Here is a 16,210-nt window from a genome sequence, read left to right as displayed (position 1 = left end):
CATGCGCCGCGTCGTTATCACTGGTCTGGGCATCGTTTCGTGCCTGGGCAATGACAAAGAGACCGTCTCCGCTAACCTGCGTGCAAGCCGCCCTGGCATCCGGTTCAACCCGGAATATGCCGAAATGGGTCTGCGTAGCCAGGTTTCCGGCTCCATCGACCTTCCCCTCGAAGAACTGATCGATCGCAAGATCTATCGCTTCGTCGGCCACGCGGCGGCTTACGCCTATCTGGCCATGAAAGACGCCATCGCTGACTCCGGTCTGACCGATGAGCAAGTCTCCAACCCGCGTACCGGCCTGATCGCCGGTTCCGGTGGCGCCTCCACGCTGAACCAGATGGAAGCGCTGGACATCCTGCGCGAGAAAGGCGTGAAGCGCGTTGGTCCATACCGCGTGACGCGGACCATGGGCAGCACCGTTTCCGCCTGCCTGGCCACGCCGTTCCAGATCAAGGGCGTGAACTACTCGATCTCCTCCGCCTGCGCCACCAGTGCTCACTGCATTGGTACTGCGGTCGAGCAGATCCAGTTGGGCAAGCAGGACATCGTATTTGCCGGTGGCGGTGAAGAAGAACATTGGAGCCAGTCGTTCCTGTTCGACGCCATGGGCGCCCTGTCCACCCAGTACAACGAAACCCCGGAAAAGGCCTCCCGCGCCTACGACGCCAAGCGTGACGGTTTCGTCATCGCCGGCGGTGGCGGCATGGTGGTGGTCGAGGAGCTGGAACACGCTCTGGCTCGCGGCGCGAAAATCTACGCGGAAATCGTTGGCTACGGCGCAACTTCCGACGGCTACGACATGGTTGCCCCGAGCGGTGAAGGCGCCATCCGTTGCATGCAGATGGCCATGTCCACCGTTGACGCACCTATCGACTACCTGAACACCCACGGTACCTCGACTCCGGTCGGCGACACCAAGGAAATGGAAGGCGTGCGTGCGGTATTCGGCGACAAGGCTCCGGCCATCAGCTCTACCAAGAGCCTGTCCGGTCACTCCCTGGGCGCCGCCGGCGTTCACGAAGCGATCTACTGCCTGCTGATGATGGAAGGCAACTTCATGGCGGGTTCCGCCAACATCGACGAGCTGGACCCGGCGGTGGCAGACATGCCGATCCTGACCAAGACTCGCGAAGACGTCGCCTTCAACACCGTGATGAGCAACAGCTTCGGCTTCGGTGGTACCAACGCTACTTTGGTACTGAAGCGCTGGCAGGGTAAGTAATACCCCGCCGCTACGTTGCACACAAAAACGCCCCGACTGGTTCGGGGCGTTTTTTTTGTGATTGAAAAATACAGTCAAACACTACCCTGTGGGAGCGAGCCTGCTCGCGATGACGGCTATACATTCGATATCAATGTATCTGTCAGGACCGCTATCGCGAGCAGGCTCGCTCCCACAGGTTCAGTAGTTAACTCGCAAATTTCTTTCTCACGAACATGAAGCTTTTGTCATGAAACTCAAAGCCCTGCGACCGAATGTCGCGTATTACGCGGGCTGCAGCACTTTTGCAGAATTGGCAAGAGTGCGTTACCAAACACAGTCGTTTACTTAGCAAGCTAACCAAACATATAACTGAGTCCTGCACACGCCTTGCTGCAGATATCACAGAGATTGGAGCTAGCAGATGACTGTAAAAGTAACTGAACGCGACGATTCACATAAATCCCACGAAGGCGTAGCCGCCGGCATCCGGATCTGGGACGTGCACCAACAAGGCATGTTGGTTGGGATGTTCCACTCCGAAACAGACGCCCACAGCTACAAGGCCGAACTGGAAACACTGGAGCAAAAACGAGAGCTCCGATCCGCATAAGCAACGACAGCATTGAAAACGACAAACCCCGCCATGAGCGGGGTTTGTCGTTGTAGCAGTCGTTAACCGCTTACCACATCAGATCATCAGGAATCTGATAGGCCGCGTACGGATCGTCTTCAGCCGCCGCTTCTTCAGTCTGCACGTTCAGCTGCACGATGCGCTGCGGATCGCGCTCCTGGATCTTCAGGGCCGCCTCACGCGGGATCACTTCGTAGCCACCGGCATGGTGCACGATCGCCAGCGAGCCGTTGCTGAGCTTGTTGCGCATCAGTGCGTTGACCGACAGGCGCTTGACCTTCTTGTCGTCAACGAAGTTGTAGTAGTCCTCGGTCGTCAGCTTCGGCAGGCGCGAGACTTCGATCAATTGCTTGACCTGCGCGGCACGGGCCTTGGCCTCGGCCTTCTCCTGCTGCTGACGGTTCAGCTCCTGGTCACGCTTGACCTTCTCGGCCAGTGCTTCCTGCGCCAGACGCTGCTGGGTGTCGTCCTGTTCGATCTGACCTTTATGGACCAGACGCTGCTGCTTCTGCTTCTCTTTGCCGACCTGTTTGGCCTGCTTTTGGTTGACCAGCCCTGCCTTTAGCAACTGGTCGCGAAGGGAAATGCTCATGGTGCTTATTTCTCACTTAGGCCACTGCTCAACCGCAGCTGGGCAAATTCTTTTCCTGACGTTTGGCTTCGCCCCACAAGGCGTCCAACTCTTCGAGGGTGCAATCTTCTATGGGACGGTGGGTGTCGCGCAATGCCTGTTCGATAAAACGGAAGCGTCTTTCGAATTTGCTGTTGGCACCGCGCAAGGCGGTTTCCGGATCGACCTTTAAATGACGCGCCAGATTGACCACGGAAAACAGCAGGTCACCGACTTCATCGGCAATCGCTGCCGAGTCGTTGTCGGCCATGGCTTCGAGCACTTCATCGAGCTCTTCACGGACTTTATCCAGCACCGGCAACGCATCCGGCCAGTCGAAACCGACCTGCCCTGCGCGCTTTTGCAACTTGGCCGAACGGGATAACGCCGGCAGCGCGGCGGGCACGTCGTCGAGCAAGGACAGTTGTTGCGGTACCGCGGATTTCTCGGCGCGCTCCTCAGCCTTGATTTCTTCCCAGCGCTGCTTGACCTGCTCTTCACTCAGACGCGGAACATCCAGCGGCGCGTACAGATCGCCGGTGGGGAACACGTGGGGATGACGACGGATCAACTTGCGGGTGATGCTGTCGATGACGCCGGCGAATTCGAAGCGCCCTTCTTCCCGGGCCAGTTGACTGTAATAAACCACCTGGAACAGCAAATCGCCCAGCTCGCCTTGCAAGTGATCGAAGTCTCCGCGCTCGATGGCGTCGGCGACTTCGTAGGCTTCCTCAAGGGTGTGCGGGACGATGGTCGCGTAGGTTTGCTTGATGTCCCACGGGCAGCCGAACTGCGGGTCGCGCAGACGGCTCATCAGGTGCAGCAAATCTTCAAGTGAATACATCTTTTATTAATCTCTACGCTCTGTAGGAGCGAGGCTTGCCCGCGAAAGCTGCATGTCTGACACACCGTTTTCGCGGGCAAGCCTCGCTCCTACAGATATCACCATCAATTTCCGTGAAGGTTTCTCACGGCGTGCGGTTACGCCGGGTTTCGATGATGTTCGGCAACTGGGATATCCGTCCCAGCAACCGCCCAAGCGCATCCAGCCCCGGGATCTCGATGGTCAGGGACATCAACGCGGTGTTGTCCTCTTTGTTCGAGCGGGTGTTGACCGCCAGCACGTTGATTCGCTCGTTGAGCAGCACTTGCGAGACGTCACGCAGCAATCCGGAACGGTCGTAGGCACGGATGATGATGTCCACCGGATAGGTGAGCACCGGCACCGGCCCCCAGCTGACCTGGATGATCCGCTCAGGCTCGCGCCCGGCCAGTTGCAGCACCGAGGCGCAGTCCTGACGGTGAATGCTCACGCCACGGCCCTGGGTGATGTAACCGACGATGGCATCGCCCGGCAACGGCTGGCAGCAGCCCGCCATTTGCGTCATCAGGTTGCCGACGCCCTGGATCTGAATGTCGCCGCGCTTGCCCGGTTTGTAGCCGGTGGCCTTGCGCGGAATCAGTTCCAGCTGCTCGTTGCCGCGTTCCGGCTCGACCAGTTGCTGCGCCAGGTTCACCAGTTGCGCCAGGCGCAAATCGCCTGCGCCCAACGCGGCGAACATGTCCTCGGCGGTTTTCATGTTGGCCTTGTCGGCCAGCTTGTCGAAATCCACCGCCGGCAAGCCAAGGCGACTGAGTTCGCGTTCGAGCAGGGTTTTACCGGCCGCGACGTTCTGATCGCGCGCCTGCAATTTGAACCAGTGAACGATCTTCGCCCGCGCCCGCGAGGTGGTGATGTAACCCAGGTTCGGGTTCAGCCAGTCGCGGCTCGGGGTGCCGTGCTTGCTGGTGATGATCTCGACTTGCTCACCGGTTTGCAGGCTGTAGTTGAGCGGTACGATGCGCCCGTTGATCTTCGCGCCACGGCAGTTGTGACCGATCTCGGTGTGCACGCGGTAGGCGAAGTCCAGCGGCGTCGCGCCTTTCGGCAAGTCGATGGCGTGACCGTCGGGGGTGAAGATGTACACCCGGTCCGGCTCGATATCGACCCGCAGCTGTTCCGCCAGGCCGCCGATGTCGCCCAACTCTTCGTGCCACTCGAGCACCTGACGCAGCCAGGAGATTTTCTCTTCATAGTGGTTGGAGCCGGACTTGACGTCGGTGCCCTTGTAGCGCCAGTGCGCGCAAACGCCCAACTCGGCCTCTTCGTGCATGGAATGGGTGCGGATCTGCACTTCCAGCACCTTGCCCTCAGGCCCGATCACCGCCGTGTGCAACGAGCGGTAGCCGTTCTCTTTCGGGTTGGCGATGTAGTCGTCGAACTCTTTCGGGATGTGCCGCCACAAGGTGTGGACGATGCCGAGCGCGGTGTAGCAATCGCGCATTTCCGGCACCAGCACGCGAACGGCGCGAACGTCGTAGATCTGGCTGAACTCCAGACCCTTGCGTTGCATTTTGCGCCAGATCGAATAGATGTGTTTGGCCCGGCCGCTGATGTCGGCATCGACGCCGGTGGCCTGCAATTCGACTTTCAGCTGGTTCATCACATCGGCGATGAAACGCTCGCGATCCAGGCGCCGCTCGTGCAGCAACTTGGCGATCTGCTTGTACTGATCGGGCTCGAGGTAGCGGAAGGACAAGTCCTCCAGTTCCCACTTGATGTGACCGATGCCGAGACGGTGGGCGAGCGGCGCGTAGATGTCGAAGACTTCCCGGGCGACGCGGTTGCGCTTCTCGTCGTCGGCGGTTTTCACCGCACGGATCGCGCAGGTGCGTTCGGCCAGTTTGATCAGCGCGACACGCACGTCGTCGACCATGGCCACGAGCATCTTGCGCAGGTTTTCCACCTGGCCCTGAGTGCCCATCACCATGGATTTACGCGGGCTCAGGCTGTCGCTGATCGCCGCCATGCGTTGCACGCCGTCGATGAGTTTGGCCACCACGGGACCAAAGCGCTGGCTGACCGCCGGCAACTGGATCTGGCCTTCGCGCACGCCTCGGTACAGGACCGCGGCGACCAGCGAATCCTGATCGAGCTTGAGGTCGGCGAGGATCTCGGCAATTTCAAGGCCGGTGCGGAAACTGGAGTTTCCCTCGGACCACAAATTCTTCGCCGCATTGGCTTGTTGTTCTGCCTCGCGAGCGTACTCGCAGGCTTCTTTCAAGGCTTCGCGATCCAGTGCCAGATCGACACTGACCGCATGATCGAGCCAAGCCTCGAGATTGATACTGCCGTCGGTGTTGATCGGCTGGTGTGCTCTCACCTGTACCATCTTGCTTACCTTCCCTACGACGCAGATTCAATGCGTCAAATCGCTGACCTTCGCTGCCCATGAGCCCACGTCGGGCTGGTACGCGGCTGCACGGGCGGGCCAGTCGGACCAGACGAGCCTTCCTAACTCGCTTCAAATAACGCCATGGCTTCGACATGTGCCGTCTGAGGAAACATATCGAGAATCCCGGCACGTTTTAACCGGTAGCCCTGCTTGATCAATTCCACTGTGTCGCGCGCCAGCGTTGCCGGATTGCATGACACATACACCAACCGCTCGGCACCCATCGACTTGAGCTTGCGCACCACCTCGAAAGCACCGTCACGGGGTGGGTCCAAGAGTACCGCACAAAAGCCTTCGCGCGCCCATTCGGCATCGGTCAAAGGCTGGGATAAATCGGCCTGAAAAAACTTCGCATTATGAAGATTGTTGCTAGCGGCGTTCGCGGCTGCCCGCTCGACCATCGCCTGCACACCTTCGACTGCCACCACTTCGCGAACCGCTTTGGCCAGCGGCAAGGCAAAGTTACCCAACCCACAGAATAGATCGAGAACGCGCTCATCCGCTGTCGGCTTCAACCAGTCCAGCGCCTGGGCAACCATCGCTTCGTTGACCGCCGCGTTGACCTGAATGAAGTCTCCCGGCCGGTACGCCAGGTTCAAATCCCACTGTTCAAGGCGATAGCCCAAAGACTGATCGGCTTGAACCGGTTGTGGCTCGCCCTCTCCATGCAGCCACAATTGAGCTTCATGAAACGAGCAGAAATCCTTGAGGATCGTCAGATCGGATTCGGACAACGGCGCCATGTGCCGCAGCAAAACCGCCAACGACGAACCACTGAACAATTCCACATGCCCCAACGCCTGAGGCTTGCTCAAGCGGCGGAGCATTTCCGGCAAGCGGGTCATGATCGGTTGCAAGGGCTGTACCAGCACCGTGCATTCGTTGATCGCAACGATGTCCTGACTGCCAGCGGCGCGGAAACCGACTTCGAGCTTCTTCGCTTTCATGTCCCAGCGCACCGCTACACGGGCGCGACGGCGGTAAGCGAATTCCGGACCGCTTAACGGCGCGGCCCATTCTTCGGGCTCGACACCGGCGACCTTCGACAATTGCTCGGCGAGCATGCGCTGTTTCAGGGCAAGTTGTTCGGTGTGCGGCAGATGTTGCACGCTGCAACCGCCACAGCGACCGGCATGCGGACACGGTGCCGGGCGACGCAGTTCGCTGGCCTGGAACACACGCTCGGTGCGCGCCTCGACTATTTTGCCGTGGGCGCCCAACACGCGCGCCTCGACTTCTTCACCGGCCAATGCGCCGATGACGAACCAGGTGCGACCTTCGAAAAACGCGATACCGCGACCGTCATTCGCCAGACGCTCTATAGTCAGGCGCTGCTTTTTGCCGGTCGGAATTTGCGGGGCCTTGCTGCCGCCGGTGGGCTGGAAGCGCAGGCCTCTCTCGTGCTTGGCCATCAGTTGGGCGCGTCGAAAATGCCGGTCGACAAGTAACGGTCGCCACGGTCGCAGATGATCGCGACGATCACCGCGTTTTCAACTTCTTTGGACAGGCGCAGCATCGCTGCCACGGCACCGCCCGAGGACACGCCGCAGAAGATGCCTTCTTCGCGAGCCAGACGACGGGTCACGTCCTCGGCTTCGCTTTGCGCCATGTCGACGATGCGGTCCACGCGATCGGCCTGGTAGATCTTCGGCAGGTATTCCTGCGGCCAGCGACGGATGCCCGGGATCGCCGAGCCTTCCATCGGTTGCAGGCCGATGATCTGCACGTTGTCGTTCTGCTCTTTCAAGTAGCGCGACACGCCCATGATGGTGCCCGTGGTGCCCATCGAACTGACGAAATGGGTGATGGTGCCCTCGGTCTGACGCCAGATTTCCGGGCCGGTGGTGGTGTAGTGCGCTTGCGGGTTATCTCCGTTGGCGAACTGGTCCAGCACCTTGCCACGGCCTTCGGCTTCCATTCGCTGAGCGAGGTCGCGTGCGCCTTCCATGCCTTCGTCCTTGGTCACCAGGATCAGCTCGGCGCCATAGGCCGTCATCGCGGCTTTGCGCTCGGCGCTGGAGTTGTCCGGCATGATCAGGATCATCTTGTAACCCTTGATCGCAGCGGCCATGGCCAGGGCGATCCCGGTGTTGCCCGAGGTCGCTTCGATCAGCGTATCGCCGACGTGGATCTGCCCACGCAACTCGGCGCGGGTAATCATCGACAGCGCCGGCCGGTCCTTGACCGAACCCGCCGGGTTGTTCCCTTCGAGCTTGAGCAAAAGGGTATTGCTGGTGGCGCCGGGCAGGCGCTGCAAACGGACCAGCGGAGTGTTGCCGACGCAATCGGCGATGGTTGGGTACTGCAAGGTCATGGCGTATTCGCAATCCAGACTGCGGGGGCGCCTATCATACCGGCAAACGTTGGAAGGCCATATCACGCAAAGTGCGGTGCTTATGGCTTATGGGAATAAGCGACTGATTCAGGACTCTGCTGCCTGCGCAACATAGACCTGGGCAGCGCCTCAAAACTCTAACTGAACAACTCCCGTGCCGAGGGACAGGGTTTGTGTCAGCAGCGCTCACACTTTTGCCGGCTGGATTTCGCTGCGACCGAACAGCGCAGCTTTGAACGAGATTTTACACTGGGGAGAAAATGATCAGGTTGTGGGTCCAGGAAAATTGTCTCACCAGCGGTGAGACTTTTTCGTGGGGCTGACCCGAAGGGCCTCTTCGCGGGCAAGCCTCGCTCCTACAGGGAATACGTTGATCACACCATTTGCGGTCGGCACACATCCACTGTGGGAGCGAGCCTGCTCGCGATGGCGTCATCAGCCACCAACCGCATGTTCAGCCGCAACCCTGCCCCAGTGTTCTCAGCCCAAAGCCGTCCGCCCTGGCGCTGCACCGCATTCCTCGCAATGCTCAGCCCCAACCCGAACCCGCCATTCCCCGGCCGCGAACCATCGAGTCGAGTGAACGGCGAGAAGATCCGCTCAAGATCCTCTTCAGCCACCCCGCCCCCTTCATCCTCCAGCCACAGATGCCAGTAACCGCCTTCACGTCGTCCATCCAGACGCACGATGCCGCCCTTCGGTGAATGGCGAATGGCATTGCGCAGGATGTTTTCCAGGGCCTGGGCCAGGGTGTTGAGATTGCCGCGCACCCAGCAGGATGAATCCACCGCGCACTGCAATTGGTCGGTGGGGCAGCAGCTTTCATAGCAGGCGTTGTCCGTGAGCATTTCCCACAGTGCCTGAATCTGGATCGCCTCGTCGGGCAAGGGCGTGCGCTCGGTGTCGAGCCAGGCCAGTTGCAGCGTGTCTTCGACCAACCGTTGCATGCCATCGACTTCGCGACCAATGCGTTCGCGCAGTTGCACCAGACTTTGCTCACCCTCGCTCGCCACGCGCAAACGACTCAAGGGTGTGCGCAATTCGTGGGACAGGTCGCGCAGCAGCTGTTGTTGCAGGGCCACCGTGCTTTGCAGGCGCTCGGACATGTGATCGAACGCACGGCCCAGTTCACCCAGTTCATCGCAGCGATTGGTCGTGCGGCTCGACAGGCGCACGCCCAACTGGTCGGCGCGCCACGCATTGGCCTGCTCGCGCAGTTGATTGAGGGGCACGACCAGCAATCGATACAGCCCGACACACAACAGCAAGGTGAACAGTCCGGGAATCACGCCATTGGTGATGACGCGCCAGAACACCCGGTAGCGCCCCGGCTTGAACCGCTGGGGCAGTTCGATCACCAGGCTGCCAACGGATGAGTCGCCGGGAAACGGTACGCGCAGCCACGGCAGGCGTTTTTTGTGAATGGGCCAGTCCAGGCCACGCAGAAAAGTCAGGCGCTGGATTTCCTGGTCCGTCAGCGATTGGCTGCTCAACGACTGCAAATCGCCGCCAATCACACCCACCCAGCCCTTTTCACGCTGTCGCATATCCTGCAGCCAGGCATCGACACCTGCGCTCTGCCCCTGCTCCCATGCCTGTTCGGCTTCGGTAGCAAAGCGCGTCAGAGTGCCTCGGGCTTCGTCAGAGAGAAACTGGTTGCGCTGTTCCATGTAGCGGCCCCAGGACCAGCTCAGCCAGATCATCAGCAGACAGAACGCCACCAGCAGACAGGCGAGTTTCCAGAACAGCGAATGCCTGCCCGGCAGGTCAGACCACTTCATGGTCAGCACTCAGGACATAGCCCTTGCCCCACACCGTGCGCACTTCCCGTTCGGTGTAGCCGATGGCCTTGAGCTTGCGACGGATCTGGCTGATGTGCATGTCGAGGCTGCGGTCGTGAGCCGCGTAACCCCGTTGCAACACGTGCTGATAAAGGAAGGCTTTGCTCAGCACCTCATCGCCGTTGCGGTGGAGGGTGTCCAGCAACCGGTACTCGCTGCGGGTCAGGCCGGCGGCGTGTTCACCATAGAACACCTCGAAGCATTCATCGTCGAAACGCAGACTGTCCGCCACCAAGGCAACCGGCGCCACGGCCGGGCGACGATCCAGTGCAACGCGCCGCAGGATCGCTTCGATGCGCACGCGCAACTCGGCCATGCTGAAGGGCTTGGGCAAATAATCATCGGCACCGAGGCGGAAACCGCTGATGCGATCGGCTTCGGCGCCCAGTGCCGACATCAGCACCACCGGGGTGGAATGGCTCTGGCGCAATTGGGTCAGCACATTCAAACCGTTCATGCCCGGCAGCAGAATGTCCATCAGCACCACATCGAAGGCTTGCTCACGGGCAATCGCCAGGCCTTCCTGGCCGTTTTGGCACCAGGTCACCTGGAAACCGCTACGGCCCAGTTGCTCGTGCACATAAGCACCTAGCACCAGGTCGTCTTCGATGGAGAGGATTCGGGGATGGCCAATAGAGATGGGAGTCATGAGTATCTGCAAATAATTCTCAGTTGATGATTATTCAAGATTGCCTCGCCGGGGGCAACCCAAGGTTTGCCAGCCACGCAAAAGCGCTGGACTGCCCGACGAATGACGTCATCAATTTTACGAGGATTGCCCGCAAGCAAATCGCTACACTGCGCAAGTGGCGTGTACCGGATGTATGCGCAGGTTCTTAAATGGCTGGATGCAGGAGAGAGGCGTGCTCAAGAAACTGGGAATAAAAGGCCGCGTGCTGTTGCTGACCTTGCTTCCGACCAGCCTGATGGCTTTGGTGCTGGGCGGCTATTTCACCTGGATGCAGCAATCCGACCTGCAAACCCAACTCATGCAGCGTGGCGAAATGATCGCCGAACAGCTCGCGCCCCTTGTCGCGCCGGCCATGAGCCACAAGGACACCGAACTGCTGGAACGCATCGCCACCCAAGCGCTGGAAACGCCCGATGTGCGCGCGGTGACGCTCCTCGCCCCGGACCGCTCGTCGCTGGCGCATGCTGGCCCGACCATGCTCAATCCGGCGCCGCTGGGCAATGGCTCGCAAATGCTGCGCCGCAGCGGCAACGATGCGACGCGTTACCTGCTGCCGGTGTTCGGCAAGCACCGCAACCTGGCCGGTGACCTGATACCCGAGGAATCTGACCGCCTGCTGGGTTGGGTCGAACTCGAACTGTCCCACAACGGCATGTTGCTGCGCGGTTATCGCAGCCTGTTCGCCAGCCTGCTGTTGATCGGCGCGGGCCTCGCCGGTGCGGCGCTGCTGGCATTGCGCATGGGCCGCACGATCAATCGGCCGCTGAGCCAGATCAAACAAGCGGTGGCGCAACTCAAGGACGGTCACCTGGAAACCCGCCTGCCACCGCTCGGCAGTCAGGAGCTCGATGAACTGGCGTCCGGCATCAACCGCATGGCCGGCACCCTGCAGAACGCCCAGGAAGAATTGCAACACAGCATCGATCAGGCCACCGAAGACGTGCGCCAGAACCTGGAAACCATCGAAATCCAGAACATCGAGCTGGACCTGGCGCGCAAGGAAGCCCTGGAAGCGAGCCGGATCAAATCCGAATTCCTCGCCAACATGAGCCATGAAATCCGCACGCCGCTCAACGGCATTCTCGGTTTCACCCATCTGCTGCAAAAAAGCGAGTTGACCCCACGTCAGCTCGACTACCTGGGCACCATCGAAAAATCCGCCGACAGCCTGCTGGGGATCATCAACGAGATCCTCGACTTCTCGAAAATCGAGGCCGGCAAACTGGTGCTCGACCACATTCCGTTCAACCTGCGCGATTTGCTCCAGGACACCCTGACCATCCTCGCCCCGGCCGCCCACGCCAAACAGCTGGAACTGGTGAGCCTGGTCTATCGCGACACGCCGCTGTCGCTGGTCGGCGATCCGCTGCGCCTGAAGCAGATCCTCACCAACCTGGTGAGCAACGCGATCAAGTTCACCCGCGAAGGCACCATCGTTGCCCGTGCCATGCTCGAAGACGAGCATGAAGACAGCGTGCAACTGCGCATCAGCATTCAGGACACCGGCATCGGCCTGTCGAACGAGGACGTGCGCGCGCTGTTCCAGGCCTTCAGCCAGGCCGACAATTCACTGTCCCGGCAACCCGGCGGCACCGGCCTGGGGCTGGTGATTTCCAAGCGCCTGATCGAACAGATGGGCGGCGAGATCGGCGTCGACAGCACGCCGGGCGAAGGCTCGGAATTCTGGATCAGCCTGAGCCTGCCGAAAACCCGCGACGACGCCGAAGACCTGCCCGCTCCGCCGTTGCTCGGACGCCGCGTTGCAGTGCTGGAGAACCACGAACTGGCCCGTCAGGCGTTGCAGCATCAACTGGAAGACTGTGGCCTGGAAGTCACCCCGTTCAACACTCTGGAAAGCCTGACCAATGGCGTGACCGGCGCACACCAGACCGATCTGGCGATCGACCTCGCCGTGCTCGGCATCACCAGCAACGACATGCCGCCGGAGCGCCTCAACCAGCATATCTGGGACCTTGAGCACCTCGGCTGCAAAGTGCTGGTGCTGTGCCCGACCACCGAACAGACGCTGTTCCACCTCTCGGTGCCGAACCCGCACAGCCAGCTCCAGGCCAAACCGGCCTGCACACGCAAGTTGCGCCGGGCTTTGTCCGATCTGGTCAATCCGCGCCAGCAACGCAGCGATCCCGGCGAGCCGGTGTCCAGCCGCGCGCCGAAGGTGCTCTGCGTCGATGACAACCCGGCCAATCTGTTGCTGGTGCAAACCCTGCTCGAAGACCTTGGCGCCAAGGTGCTTGCAGTGGAAAGCGGCTATGCCGCCGTCAAAGCGGTGCAGACCGAGACCTTCGATCTGGTGTTGATGGACGTGCAGATGCCTGGCATGGATGGTCGTCAGAGCACCGAAACCATTCGCCAGTGGGAAAGCGAACGGCATTGCACGCCGCTGCCGATCGTAGCCCTCACCGCCCACGCGATGGCCAACGAAAAACGCGCGCTGCTGCAAAGTGGCATGGATGATTACCTGACCAAACCGATCAGCGAGCGGCAATTGGCTCAGGTGGTGTTGAAGTGGACCGGCCTGGCATTGCGCAATCAGGGGCCCGAGCGTTCCAGCGACAGTCACGGCGGCAGCCACGAGTTGCAAGTGCTGGATCACGAAGAAGGGTTGCGGCTGGCGGCGGGCAAGGCGGATCTGGCGGCGGACATGCTGGCGATGTTGCTGGCATCGCTGGAAGCCGACCGCGAAGCCATCCGCTTCGCCCGGGAAACCAACGATCACAACGCATTGATCGAACGCGTACACCGCCTGCACGGCGCCACCCGTTATTGCGGCGTGCCGCAGCTGCGCGCTGCCTGCCAGCGCAGCGAAACCCTGCTAAAGCAACAGGACCCGAAGGCTCCGGGCGCATTGGAAGACCTCGACCGGGCCATCAATCGCCTCGCGGCGCATGCCCGTATCAATGCTTGATGCAACGCAATCCGTTTGATTGCCACGGGCGTAAGCTCACCGCAATCCCTTGTAGGAGCATGGCTTGCCAGCGAAGGGGCCCTCAAACCCTTCTTCATTCTGGAGGGCGCCTTCGCTGGCAAGCCATGCTCCTACAGGGTATCCGGCAGGCCTGAAGTTTTCGGCGACAGGCATACAGCGTGTTTTTTCCAGGAGGACGCCATGCGTACGATTCTTTTCAGCAGCCAGACCTACGACCGCGACAGTTTTCTCGGCGCCGACCTCCCTGCCGGCATCGAGCTGCACTTTCAATCGGCGCGACTCAGCCTCGACACGGCAGCGCTGGCGGAACATCACGAAGTGGTCTGTGCCTTTATCAATGACGACCTCAGCGCCCCGGTGCTCGAACGCCTTGCAGCGGGCGGCACACGCCTGATTGCCCTGCGTTCGGCCGGCTACAACCATGTCGACCTGGCGGTGGCGAAGCGCCTGGGGTTGTCGATTGTGCGGGTTCCGGCCTACTCGCCCCACGCGGTGGCCGAACACGCGGTGGCGCTGATCCTGGCGCTCAACCGTCGTTTGCACCGTGCCTACAACCGCACCCGCGAAGGGGATTTCAGCCTCCACGGGCTGACGGGGTTCGACCTGGTGGGCAAAACGGTCGGCGTGGTCGGCACCGGGCAAATCGGCGCGACCTTCGCGAAAATCATGAACGGTTTCGGCTGCCGGCTACTGGCCTATGATCCTTACCCCAATCCACAGGTCGAAGCCCTCGGCGCACGTTATTTGAGTTTGCCCGAGCTGCTGGCCGAGTCGCAGATCATCAGCCTGCACTGCCCGCTCAATGAGCAGAGCAAACACCTGATCAACCGCGAGTCACTGGCGCACATGCAAGCCGGCGCCATGCTGATCAATACCGGTCGCGGCGGCCTGGTGGACACGCCGGCGCTGATCGACGCGCTGAAAGACGGCCAACTCGGTTATCTGGGGCTGGATGTGTATGAAGAAGAGGCGCAGCTGTTCTTCGAGGACCGTTCCGACCTGCCGCTGCAGGACGATGTGCTGGCGCGCCTGCTGACCTTCCCGAACGTGATCGTCACCGCGCATCAGGCCTTCCTGACCCGTGAAGCCCTGGGTGCAATTGCCGCGACGACGTTGCAGAACATTGCAGCCTGGGCGGCAGGCACGCCGCAAAATCAGGTCGAGGGCTGAGCGGATCAGATCTTGGACAACAGGATCATCAAGGCCAGCCAGCCAAAACCGAGCAAGCGTTGGCCTGTTGAATGCCCGGGACGCAGCAGGAACCAGACAAAAAACGGTGGCAGAAAGAAAATCATCAGTTTCAGCCACAGCTCCACCGGACGCGAACCGTTGAGCGTCGGAGCAGGAACCGCGGCCTCGACGTCGGCTTTGCGTTTACGCCCGAACGCGGCCGGCGAAACCTTGGCCACGCTCTCGTCTTGCGGCAAACGTCCGAAAGACAGTGGCGCCTTTGACGTTGCCGCTTGCGCCGTTGTCGGCGCACCGCAATGAACACAAGCAGGCGCCGTTGAACTGATGCGTTGCTTGCACTCAAAACATTCGATTAACGCCATGTCCGTTCCTTAGAAATGCAAAAGCGGCAGTTTGCCATGAGTCGGCAGGTCATTTGAACCTGATCGAAGGTCATCTGCTTGCGCAATGCTGCGTGCAGGCCCGTGCTAGCATACCGCGCATATTTGGAGGACCCATGGTCGAACACGATTTCCGCTATAACCTGATGAACCCGCAACACACCCTCACCGAATGCCGCGCCCTCGTGCCGGGGCGTTATCAAGTCACCGGCAACGGCGGCTCGATTCGCAACAATGACGTGCTGGTCGTGACCCTAAAAGGCGCCAAGGACTTGTCCATGCGCCTGACCGTCGAAACGGTTCGCCATTTGATCAACCCGCCCGGTCAATGGGTCGCGGTGGCCAGTGGTCCGGTGTTCGGTGAACTGGCGATCCACACCTGGAAAGTCAACTGCGACAGCTGCGCCAAAGAGCTGAGCTTCGAGTTCGCGGTCGACGCCAAACTGGGTAACAAGGCTGAAAAGCCTGCCGCCACCGCGCGGATCGCCGAGTTGGGCTGGACCGCCGTCGGTGAGAAGCACCTGTGCCCGAAATGCCAGGAGCCTGCGTGATGAAACGCCTTGCTCTGACCGCAATGGTCGGCGCCAGCCTGCTGGGCTGTGCCGCCGAGCCGGTAAAATTGCAGCAGAACCGCAGCTACATTCTGGAATGGATCGGCGAACGCCCGCTGATGGATTACAGCCACCTGACCGTCACCCTCGGCGAAGATGGCCGGGCCTATGGCAATGGCGGCTGCAATCACTGGTTCGCAGCGTATACGCTCGAAGACGACAAGCTGAGTTTCGGCAAGGTCGGCAGCACACGCAAACTGTGCGCGCCGGCGTTGATGGAACAGGAAAAGCGCTTCCTCCAGGCCCTGGAAAACGTGCAGCGCTGGGATGTTTCGCCGATCGACCAGATGCGCTTCTGGCCGGCCGAAGGCAAGCCGCTGCGTTGGTGGCTTGAAGAAGGCTAAGCCTTGCCGGCGACAACGGCGGGCCAATCACCATTGATGTCGCCTGATACGATTTCCCCTGTAGGAGCCGGCTTGCTGCGGGCGGCGTTCCGACGATAGCGGTGTGTCAGGCGACATAAATGCTGACTGATTCACCGTCATCGTCGGAAC

Annotated in this window: 14 protein-coding genes; 6 read left to right on the top strand and 8 right to left on the bottom strand. The window is 60.7% G+C overall.

The features are described from left to right. Nucleotide 1 precedes the first annotated feature (1 nt). A complete protein-coding gene (gene fabB, locus KGA97_RS19800; RefSeq protein ID WP_008029314.1) occupies nt 2-1,222 on the top strand; it encodes a beta-ketoacyl-ACP synthase I in 1,221 nt (406 codons plus the stop codon). A gap of 403 nt (nt 1,223-1,625) precedes the next feature. Then, nucleotides 1,626-1,814 carry a hypothetical protein gene (locus tag KGA97_RS19795; RefSeq protein ID WP_223481334.1) on the top strand — a complete coding sequence of 63 codons (189 nt, stop codon included), beginning with the start codon at nt 1,626-1,628 and terminating at the stop codon, nt 1,812-1,814. 70 nt (nt 1,815-1,884) lie between these two features. On the opposite strand, the gene KGA97_RS19790 is transcribed toward KGA97_RS19795, so the two are convergent. The 7 genes from KGA97_RS19790 to KGA97_RS19755 all read right to left on the bottom strand — a co-directional run bounded on the left by KGA97_RS19790 (nt 1,885) and on the right by KGA97_RS19755 (nt 10,545). Next, a complete protein-coding gene (locus tag KGA97_RS19790; protein WP_008041629.1) occupies nt 1,885-2,427 on the bottom strand; it encodes a DUF2058 domain-containing protein in 543 nt (180 codons plus the stop codon). A 28-nt stretch (nt 2,428-2,455) separates the two neighbouring features. Beyond that, nucleotides 2,456-3,289 (bottom strand): nucleoside triphosphate pyrophosphohydrolase, encoded by an 834-nt coding sequence (mazG, locus tag KGA97_RS19785; protein WP_223481333.1) that lies wholly within the window; start codon nt 3,287-3,289, stop codon nt 2,456-2,458. A gap of 124 nt (nt 3,290-3,413) precedes the next feature. After that, nucleotides 3,414-5,657, bottom strand: a complete 2,244-nt coding sequence (gene relA / locus KGA97_RS19780; RefSeq protein WP_008029318.1) for a GTP diphosphokinase — start codon at nt 5,655-5,657, stop codon at nt 3,414-3,416. 122 nt (nt 5,658-5,779) lie between these two features. Continuing rightward, nucleotides 5,780-7,132 carry a 23S rRNA (uracil(1939)-C(5))-methyltransferase RlmD gene (rlmD, locus tag KGA97_RS19775; RefSeq protein ID WP_223481332.1) on the bottom strand — a complete coding sequence of 451 codons (1,353 nt, stop codon included), beginning with the start codon at nt 7,130-7,132 and terminating at the stop codon, nt 5,780-5,782. Beyond that, complete coding sequence (gene cysM / locus KGA97_RS19770) at nt 7,132-8,034, bottom strand: cysteine synthase CysM (RefSeq protein WP_223481331.1); 903 nt, start codon at nt 8,032-8,034, stop codon at nt 7,132-7,134. Before cysM ends, rlmD begins: the two co-directional genes overlap by 1 nt. Before the next feature lie 395 nt (nt 8,035-8,429). Then, the gene (locus KGA97_RS19760; RefSeq protein ID WP_223481330.1) at nt 8,430-9,836 is read right to left on the bottom strand and encodes a sensor histidine kinase; all 1,407 of its coding nucleotides are present in this window, start codon (nt 9,834-9,836) and stop codon (nt 8,430-8,432) included. Further along, nucleotides 9,823-10,545 (bottom strand): response regulator transcription factor, encoded by a 723-nt coding sequence (locus KGA97_RS19755; protein WP_223481329.1) that lies wholly within the window; start codon nt 10,543-10,545, stop codon nt 9,823-9,825. Before KGA97_RS19755 ends, KGA97_RS19760 begins: the two co-directional genes overlap by 14 nt. 214 nt (nt 10,546-10,759) lie before the next feature. Between KGA97_RS19755 and KGA97_RS19750 the strand changes: the two genes are divergently transcribed. Together KGA97_RS19750 and KGA97_RS19745 are read left to right on the top strand one after the other, a co-directional pair. Next, on the top strand, nt 10,760-13,513 hold the full coding sequence (locus tag KGA97_RS19750; protein WP_008029326.1) for a response regulator: 2,754 nt from the start codon (nt 10,760-10,762) through the stop codon (nt 13,511-13,513). Between the two features lie 201 nt (nt 13,514-13,714). After that, on the top strand, nt 13,715-14,704 hold the full coding sequence (locus KGA97_RS19745) for a 2-hydroxyacid dehydrogenase (RefSeq protein ID WP_207286450.1): 990 nt from the start codon (nt 13,715-13,717) through the stop codon (nt 14,702-14,704). A gap of 5 nt (nt 14,705-14,709) precedes the next feature. Here KGA97_RS19745 and KGA97_RS19740 read toward each other — a convergent pair whose 3' ends face one another. Continuing rightward, nucleotides 14,710-15,087, bottom strand: a complete 378-nt coding sequence (locus tag KGA97_RS19740) for a hypothetical protein (RefSeq protein ID WP_223481328.1) — start codon at nt 15,085-15,087, stop codon at nt 14,710-14,712. Between the two features lie 134 nt (nt 15,088-15,221). On the opposite strand from KGA97_RS19740, the gene KGA97_RS19735 reads away from it, so the two are divergent. Continuing rightward, nucleotides 15,222-15,656 carry a hypothetical protein gene (locus KGA97_RS19735; protein WP_008029332.1) on the top strand — a complete coding sequence of 145 codons (435 nt, stop codon included), beginning with the start codon at nt 15,222-15,224 and terminating at the stop codon, nt 15,654-15,656. Beyond that, nucleotides 15,656-16,060 (top strand): META domain-containing protein, encoded by a 405-nt coding sequence (locus tag KGA97_RS19730; RefSeq protein WP_008041642.1) that lies wholly within the window; start codon nt 15,656-15,658, stop codon nt 16,058-16,060. Before KGA97_RS19735 ends, KGA97_RS19730 begins: the two co-directional genes overlap by 1 nt. The last annotated feature ends 150 nt before the right edge of the window (nt 16,061-16,210 follow it).

This window comes from Pseudomonas sp. BF-B-15 (assembly GCF_019946675.1).
GTDB classification, from domain to species: Bacteria; Pseudomonadota; Gammaproteobacteria; order Pseudomonadales; family Pseudomonadaceae; genus Aquipseudomonas; species Aquipseudomonas migulae.
Note: the sequence above shows the minus strand (reverse complement) of the source record. Positions and strands in the feature narration are given on the sequence as shown.

Excerpts from the sequence above, each read along its gene's own strand:
- fabB (WP_008029314.1), top strand. The coding sequence starts at position 2 with ATGCGCCGCGTCGTTATCACTGGTCTGGGCATCGTTTCGTGCCTGGGC.
- KGA97_RS19795 (WP_223481334.1), top strand. The coding sequence starts at position 1,626 with ATGACTGTAAAAGTAACTGAACGCGACGATTCACATAAATCCCACGAA.
- KGA97_RS19790 (WP_008041629.1), bottom strand. The coding sequence starts at position 2,427 with ATGAGCATTTCCCTTCGCGACCAGTTGCTAAAGGCAGGGCTGGTCAAC.
- mazG (WP_223481333.1), bottom strand. The coding sequence starts at position 3,289 with ATGTATTCACTTGAAGATTTGCTGCACCTGATGAGCCGTCTGCGCGAC.
- relA (WP_008029318.1), bottom strand. The coding sequence starts at position 5,657 with ATGGTACAGGTGAGAGCACACCAGCCGATCAACACCGACGGCAGTATC.
- rlmD (WP_223481332.1), bottom strand. The coding sequence starts at position 7,132 with ATGGCCAAGCACGAGAGAGGCCTGCGCTTCCAGCCCACCGGCGGCAGC.
- cysM (WP_223481331.1), bottom strand. The coding sequence starts at position 8,034 with ATGACCTTGCAGTACCCAACCATCGCCGATTGCGTCGGCAACACTCCG.
- KGA97_RS19760 (WP_223481330.1), bottom strand. The coding sequence starts at position 9,836 with ATGAAGTGGTCTGACCTGCCGGGCAGGCATTCGCTGTTCTGGAAACTC.
- KGA97_RS19755 (WP_223481329.1), bottom strand. The coding sequence starts at position 10,545 with ATGACTCCCATCTCTATTGGCCATCCCCGAATCCTCTCCATCGAAGAC.
- KGA97_RS19745 (WP_207286450.1), top strand. The coding sequence starts at position 13,715 with ATGCGTACGATTCTTTTCAGCAGCCAGACCTACGACCGCGACAGTTTT.
- KGA97_RS19740 (WP_223481328.1), bottom strand. The coding sequence starts at position 15,087 with ATGGCGTTAATCGAATGTTTTGAGTGCAAGCAACGCATCAGTTCAACG.
- KGA97_RS19735 (WP_008029332.1), top strand. The coding sequence starts at position 15,222 with ATGGTCGAACACGATTTCCGCTATAACCTGATGAACCCGCAACACACC.
- KGA97_RS19730 (WP_008041642.1), top strand. The coding sequence starts at position 15,656 with ATGAAACGCCTTGCTCTGACCGCAATGGTCGGCGCCAGCCTGCTGGGC.